The organism is Halpernia sp. (assembly GCF_048269545.1).
In the GTDB taxonomy this organism is placed as follows: Bacteria; Bacteroidota; Bacteroidia; order Flavobacteriales; family Weeksellaceae; genus Halpernia.
Genome location: NZ_JBLXIJ010000010.1, coordinates 44,302 through 52,214 on the forward strand (window position 1 = coordinate 44,302; position 7,913 = coordinate 52,214).

The 7,913-nt window shown below is 34.2% G+C and carries 4 protein-coding genes; all 4 read left to right on the plus strand.

All coding sequences use genetic code 11. The annotated features are described in order from the left end of the window. The 4 genes from ACN0WB_RS10655 (at position 1) to ACN0WB_RS10670 (ending at position 7,705) form a co-directional block, all read left to right on the plus strand. On the plus strand, positions 1–1,983 hold the full coding sequence (locus ACN0WB_RS10655; protein WP_417431599.1) for an N-6 DNA methylase: 1,983 nt from the start codon (positions 1–3) through the stop codon (positions 1,981–1,983). A gap of 222 nt (positions 1,984–2,205) precedes the next feature. Further along, the gene (locus tag ACN0WB_RS10660) at positions 2,206–3,762 is read left to right on the plus strand and encodes a glutathione S-transferase family protein (protein ID WP_417431601.1); all 1,557 of its coding nucleotides are present in this window, start codon (positions 2,206–2,208) and stop codon (positions 3,760–3,762) included. Continuing rightward, on the plus strand, positions 3,762–6,413 hold the full coding sequence (locus tag ACN0WB_RS10665; protein WP_417431603.1) for a hypothetical protein: 2,652 nt from the start codon (positions 3,762–3,764) through the stop codon (positions 6,411–6,413). The genes ACN0WB_RS10660 and ACN0WB_RS10665 overlap by 1 nt, the downstream gene beginning before the upstream one ends. A gap of 431 nt (positions 6,414–6,844) precedes the next feature. Next, a complete protein-coding gene (locus ACN0WB_RS10670; RefSeq protein WP_025069680.1) occupies positions 6,845–7,705 on the plus strand; it encodes an AadS family aminoglycoside 6-adenylyltransferase in 861 nt (286 codons plus the stop codon). Positions 7,706–7,913: the final 208 nt, after the last annotated feature.

The window sequence follows — 7,913 nt, forward strand, 5'->3', positions numbered from 1 at the left end:
ATGGAATTACTTTTTGATATTGAACTTTCTAAAGAAGATAACCTTTTAAAAAGGTTTGAGGAAATTCACGATTATATTTATGCCAATGATGGTTTGTCACCACAACAGACATTGGAAGAATTTGTAAAAATTTTGTTCATCAAAATTTTTGACGAAAACAAAAAACTGAAACAATTTTCCGTTTCTTCTGATGAATGGAACGAAATAAAATCGGGCAAAAATATTTCTTCTTTTTTTGACAGAATAACTTCGTTATTTGTTCAAACACAAAAAGAATATCAAGATATTTTTGACACAGACGACCGTATAAAATTAAGTCCAAACGCACTTGGTTTTACAATCAACAAATTACAAGGAATTTCATTGCTCGGTTCTTCTCAGGATGCAAAAGGTTTAGCATTTCAAAAGTTTTTATCACACCACGAAAAAGACGGACGAGGACAATTTTTCACACCTGAACCTGTAATTGATTTTTGCGTGGCAATGATGCAACCCAAACCCGAAGAAACTATCATTGACCCAGCTTGTGGAAGTGGAGGTTTTTTAATGTCGGCTTTGAAATATTTGCAATCCGCTAATCAAAATTTAGATACATCAAAAACCATTTCTCAATACATTTTTGGGTTAGACATCAATAGAAGTATTGCCCGAATTGCTAAAATGAAATTGCTTTTAGAGGCAAACGGCAAAACGAATATTCTTTGCACAAATTCATTAGAAGATTTGGACAGCGTTAAACTTTCATTAGGTCAACAAAATGGTTTTGATTTGGTTTTGACTAATCCGCCTTTTGGTGCAAAAATTACTCAATCATCTGTTTTGTCAAAGTTTGATTTGGGGCATAAGTGGGGAAAAAACTGTGAATTTTACCAAACAAAAACTGTTTATGCAAACCAAAATGCTGAAATTCTTTTTATTGAGCGTTGTTTGCAACTTTTGAAAGAAGCCGGAAGAATGGCAATCGTTTTACCAAACGGAAATTTTGAAAATCCTTCTTTGGATTATTTACGTTATTACATCAAACAAAAAGCAAAAGTTCTGGCTATTGTAAACTTACCGCAAGAAACCTTTATTCCATTTGGAACAGGTGTAAAAACTTCGTTATTGTTTTTGGAAAAAAATAGTAAAAACGAAGAAAAACAATATCCGATTTTCTTCGGTAGAATTACAAAATTAGGTTATCAAGGAAATAAAAATGGAACCCCAATTTATCAAAAGGATAAATTCGGACAAATTATAAAAGGCGAAAACAAACAACCGATTTTGGACGAAGACTTTTCGACTACAATCGAAAACTATAAAGCATTTCTAAAAGGCAAAAAAATTGAAACAGAAAACTCTTTTTCTATTCAATTCAACGAACTAAACGGACGATTTGACTACGATTTTTATTCACCAGAAAATCGTAAATTATTTTCGAACTTGGCGAATTTTAAAACTGTTCGTTTAGGCGATATTTGTGAAATTGTAAAAACAAAAAGCAGAAAACTAAAAGACCCGAATTTGATTGTTGAATACGTTGAACTTTCCGACATAAACACACATTCTTACGAAATCATCAACTCTACAACAAATCAAGTTCACGAATTACCAAGCAGAGCAAGTTATGAAATTGAACAAGGCGACATTATTACAGCAATCGCGGGAAATTCGGTTGGAACACGAAAACACGCAACAGCTTTTGTAACAGAAGACTTAGCAGGAAGTATTTGCACTAACGGTTTTAGAGTTTTACGAAACTTCAAAATTGACAGTTATTATTTGCTTTATTATTTGAAATCAGAAATGTTTTTAAAACAAATGTTTATGTATCGAACAGGTGCAGCTATTCCAAATGTTTCAGACACAGATTTAGCGAACATTATCATTCATTTACCCGAACAAAAAACGATTGTCGACATCAGCAACAAAATGAAAAAAGCATTTGAATTGCGACAAGCATCGAAACAACAAATAGAAAGTATAGAATTAGAACTTGGATAACAAACGAAAAAAGAACGACAGATAACAGCAGTTTGGCAAAATGGCGGGTTTAGTGCTAAATTGAACATTTGGTTTTCAAATAAACATTAGTGTTAAATTGAAAGTAAGTGTTTCAAAATCCGCCACTTCGCCAAGCTGCAAACCGTTGCCTGCAACCCTAACCGACACAGCCTGCAAGTTTGAGCGGACGGGACGAAGGACAAAAAACTGACAAATTAAACTATGGCTGTATTACAGAAAGGAAATTCCATATATCCGTTTTGGGGCGAAAATGTAAATCTGATTACAGGGCTTGACCCTTTAGGGCTTCAAGTAACATCAGAAGCGACTTACGCAACAATGTTGCCCGGAATTTCTAACTTGACTAACAGACTTCGTTATTACGGCTTTTACTGCTGGCTTCTTGACTTTTATTTCAAAAAAGAAAAACAAGGAAATCAGACAGAACAATATCGTTTCATTCGCAGAGCCGAACTATTGATTGCTATTTTAATGCAAAAGGAACGCAAAGGAATTACGCAAATTACTGGTAGCGACTTTGCTTCTAATCTCATTAACAACGCTACATCTAACACATTTGATTTGGCATCAGGTGCAGACAAAGACAACGGAAACGAAAAAACTTACTGGAAATATCCGTCAGGTGCTTTCGGACAATATTATTTTGGTGCTTTGCAAGCATTGTCATTGGCAGTTCGTTATGAAAATGACGAAGGTGATATTATTTTCAACATTACACAACCACACCCGAAACAAAAAGTTTCGGGAAAGCAATTAGCAAATGCATTTGACGAAGGATTGACAGATGAAATAAGAACGCTATTTTACAACTGCATAAAGAAAGGCAAGTTGTCGCAAAACAACATTTCTGAACTGATTGACTATTTTGCTATTGATAAAGTAAATCCCGAAAGCACAGAATGGAAACTATATGTTGAAATGCTTTTAGACAAAGATTATCCAAGCAAAGAAATTGAAGAAGAATTTACATTTCATAGAAGAAATACAATCACTTCTTTGCTATCAAGAGCAGAACAAAACAATCAAGAATACAATTGGTATGTTTATCTTGACGATTGTTACGAACAGAAATTTGAAAACCAAGAAAATACCAATGTTGGTTGGTATTGCTACCAATTAAACGAATATTGGCAGTTTGCTTGCGGACTAATTTTCTTTGGCGCACTTCAGCATTTAGAAACCTTACATACAGAAGAATATTTGCCAAAATTCATTTCTGATTTTTCAAAGCTAATCAACAAAGAAAACAAAACTACAACACTTGAAAATTACATCACAAATATTGATGAAACTGAAATTGACTTATTAGAGCAAATTGAAAGAAACAACACACCACAAAAAAATGCAAAAATCGGTTTTGATTTACTTTTCAAACTTTACGATAACAACAAAGAGCAACTGCCACAACTAAAAGAATATTTGAGCCGAAACGGAATTATCAGAGAGGGAAATATGACAGACGGACTATTTGCAATTACAAACCATTTGCAAAATGACTTGAAAGATTTTATTTCATTCTTCATTCATAAAAATATCATTTATCGTCACCAAATGGTTGCCTTGCGAAAAATCGGAAATGGAACACAAGCAACCAATAAATTTATCATTGAAGAACAAATGATACGCCTTATTGATATTTTTCCTGCACGTTGGACTTCGCCACGAATGAACGCATTGAGAAATTTACTTTTTGATTTACAGGTTATCAATGACGAGGGGAATATCACCGAACTACACACTAAAATTGCTTACCAATAATGGCTATCAAACGCAACAACATACTTTCGCTTATTGGTAACGGACGATACCATTCTTGCATACTCACAACTTTCAGTTTTGACTTTTATTTCTTTGAAATGAAAGTAATGAAATGGCTACGTTCCTGCGGAATTAGGAACGTAAATGTTTTTATTGACGGACATTTCTATTCTGAATTGATGCAACAAGCAACAGGCGATGAAATGAAATTAGCAACAGGTTATTCACTTTATCCTGTTTTTGAAAAAACTATTTTCCACCCAAAAATTTGGTTGCTTTTTGGCGAAAATGAAGGCTTATTGCTTGTCGGTTCAGGCAATCTTACCAATTCTGGAAATGGAAGTAATGACGAAATTTGGGGTGCTTACCATTTTGACATTAAGCAACCGCAAAATGCACCTATATTTTCTACAGCGTGGAATTATGTTTCAAAACTAAGTGCAACCACAAAAGGAATTGCAAGCGAAAAAACAACACGTTGGATTGACGAACATTCGCAATGGCTAATGGAATTGCCAAAAGTCAATGATTTTCAATTTTTAGATTTACCCGATAACCAAACGGCTTTTTTGTTCAATACAGACAAAACCACCATTTGGCAACAGGTAAAACGGTTTACGGCAAATGAAAAGATAACAGAAATTACTGCTGTTTCGCCTTATTACGACAAACAAGGAAAAGCATTAGAAGAAATTAAAAATACTTTTCCTAATGCAAAAATCAATGTAGTAATTGATGAAAGTGGCACAATTCCTACGGAATTACCTGACAATAAAAAATATGTTTTTCACGATTGGAAAGAATTGGATTTATGCAGGAATATTGGTGCAAAACAGCAATCAAAATTACACGCTAAAATTTTGTATTTTAAGACGAAAAGCAACAAAGAATTTTGCTTGTTCGGCAGTGCAAACATTACTTCGGCAGGATTAGGAATTTCAAACACTGCAAATTCAGAAGTTTCGCTTTTTATTCATTCAGAAAAAGGAAATATTTTAGATAAAATTGGTTTGAAACTAAAAGGAAGTAGTAAAAAACAACTTTCAAACTTTGCGGTCAATGATAGAGTTTCAATAGAGCAAGCGATACTCAAAAACAATCGGTTTACAATAAAACTGTTGGCTGCCGAAATCAATTACGCAACATTAACGCTTTATACAGAAAAAGGTTTTGATACATTCTTTTCAGTAGGATTGTATGACAACAATAATCAGCTAATAAAAAGTCAAATAATCCAATCACTAAAACCACAGCACGAAATAAACCTTGATATTAATGAAAGCGAATTGCGGTATGTGCAATTACACAGTACAGACAGCAATAAAACTCTTTCAAACAAAATCATTGTCAGCAATTATTTTACAATCGCTAAAACACACCCAAATCCAAAAAATGCGGAACTTGAAAGATTGTGCGGACAACTTCAAAGTGGCGAATTGCGAAATGTTTTGGATTTAATTCATTTCGCCATAATTGACGAAAGCGAGAAAGAAGACGGAACTTCGGTTATCAGTACTTCTAAAAACAAATTGAACACAAAAGAAGAAAAGGCAATAGCCGACCAATCACAACTTTATGATTTATCAGGTTACAAACCAATAGAACCAAATTCACAGTTACACGAAAACGCCTTGCTATTATCGCCTTCACTTCGTGTGTTAGACGCACTTAAATTGGCTCATACACAAAGTTTAGCATTAGAAGCTGACATAAGAACAGACGAACAAGAAGAAGACATTAGCAACATAAGCGGGAATGATGAAAACGAAGTGCAACAAGGCAAAAGCGTTCCTTTGAAAATTTTAGAAACCGACAAACGAAAACTCAAAAACTTTTTCAAAAACCTTTACAGTTATTTTCATCACGACATTTTGTTTAAAAACACGAAAGTGTCGGACTATAAACTGACTTTAACAGACATAACAAAGTATTTAATTGCGTTAGAACTCATACACGAATTTGGTGGGAAATCAGAAAAAATAGAAGATGAACAGCAACAACTTTTCTTTACTTATTTGCCTGTAACTGGCGATTACGAAAATGACAATGTAAAAGGTTGTTGCCTAAATATAGTTGGCGACTTTTTACGATTATCAAAAAATGGTTTCAAAGAATATACATTTGATTATACACGAAAAAAGTTTGAGCAATTACAACAAGATGCACTTATCAGTACGATTGTTTGTATTTTAAACACTTACTGGAAAGAAGATGAAAGACCATATTTGAAAACACTTTTATTAAACGCATTACATTACTTAGGTTGGACATCAACAACAGACATTGACAAAAACCTAACCTATCTGATTAAACAAGTAAAAGAAAAATCCAAGAACTTAAAACAGGCAACGAGAAATTTAGACGAACAATTAAGTTATTTTGAAAATAAAGTTTGTAATGCGTTTGGACGTGCAACCAAAAACAGAGAAAACAGAAACTTTGCTGACAAAGCAGACAAAGGACAAATTATTTATTCATCAATCGCAGGTGTTGGTTATTGTTATGTAGTTTCTACTACAAAACAAAACGAGTATTGTTTGGCAAGACCAGGGTTTAATTGGAACGACCAAGAAAACGAATATATCAATCATTTTGGCGACAGAATTTACCGACCTTTACCATTAACAAAGTTGACAATAATTGACTTATGACGACAGAACGAAACAGGGCAGCAGGCAACAAGGTATTGCCAAAAGCGGGGCTGAACGGCTTCGATTGGAAATTTGTGCAAGGTTCAACTTTCGTTCTTCGATTGAACTTTTGTGCTAAAAATCCCCGCCTTCGGCAATACCCGGAACGTTGGGAAAAATCGCCCTTCGGGACGATTTTTCCCAACGGACGGCTCGACTGCGCCGACAGTTGCGAAACCATCGTTGCATTCGCACGACGTTTTCACAACAGTCGCCTTTGACGCATTCCTAAAAAGAAGTTTTCAACTTCCTTTTCGGAACGACGACAAAGCCGAGCCGTAACAACAGTCGCCTTTGACGCATTCCGAAAAAGAAGTTCTCAACTTCCTTTTCGGAACGACGACAAAGCCGAGCCGTACGTTGTACGACATAGTAAAACCCACCTCGTAAAAATGAAAGTTCGTGACGAAAAACTAAAAGCAATAATTGATTGGTCTAAAAATAACCGAGACATAAGAGCAGTATTATTGACAAGTTCACTTGTAAATCCATTAGCACCTGTTGACGATTTTAGCGACTTAGACATTGAACTTATATTCGAAAATAACGCCAAATATATTTCAGACAATACTTGGACAGAAAATTTTGGAAATCCAATTGCAATGGTTGAAGAAGACGAAACCTATTTCGAAGGTAAACACGCTATGAAAATGGTTTTATATGCTGACTATGTCAAAGTAGATTTCAAATTATACAGCAAACCCGAATTTTTACTTGACGCAAAAAAAAATGAATTACACGAAGATTGGGATATTGGCTATAAAGTTTTGGTGGATAAAGAAGGGCTAACAAATAGTCTAAAAAAGCCTACTCACCAGATTTTTATAATAAAAAAACCTACAGAAAAAAAATTCAAACAAGTTTTAAATGACTTTTGGTGGGACATTGCTCATACCGCAAAATGTATTATTAGGGATGACTTGTTTTATACAAAGTTTATGACTGAAAATAATATCCGAACAGACTATTTAATCCCTTTAATCGAATGGTACATTTCAAGCGAACATAATTGGAATATTACAACCAATAAATACGGCAGACTTTTTAAAAAATACCTGACTACCGATTTGTGGGAAACAATAGAACAAACATTTTCAGGAAGTAAAAAAAATGATAATTGGGATGCTTTATTTGCAATGGCTGATTTAGTTTCAAAAATTGGAACTGAATTATCGAAAAAACTAAATTATGATTATCCCAAAAAATTAGAAAAAGACATACGAAAATATTTGGACGAATTAAAAACTAAATAAATAACTACGTCGTACAACAAGGTATTGCCAAAAGCGGGGCTGAACGACTTCGATTGGACATTTGTGCAAGGTTCAACATTCGTCCTTCGTTTGAACTTTTGCGCTAAAAATCCCCGCCTTCGGCAATACCCAAACCGTTATGTGCAATTTGAGATTCGGCTTCTAATAAAAGCAGTCTCTAATGAAAGGAAAAAAGGTGGCTTTTGAA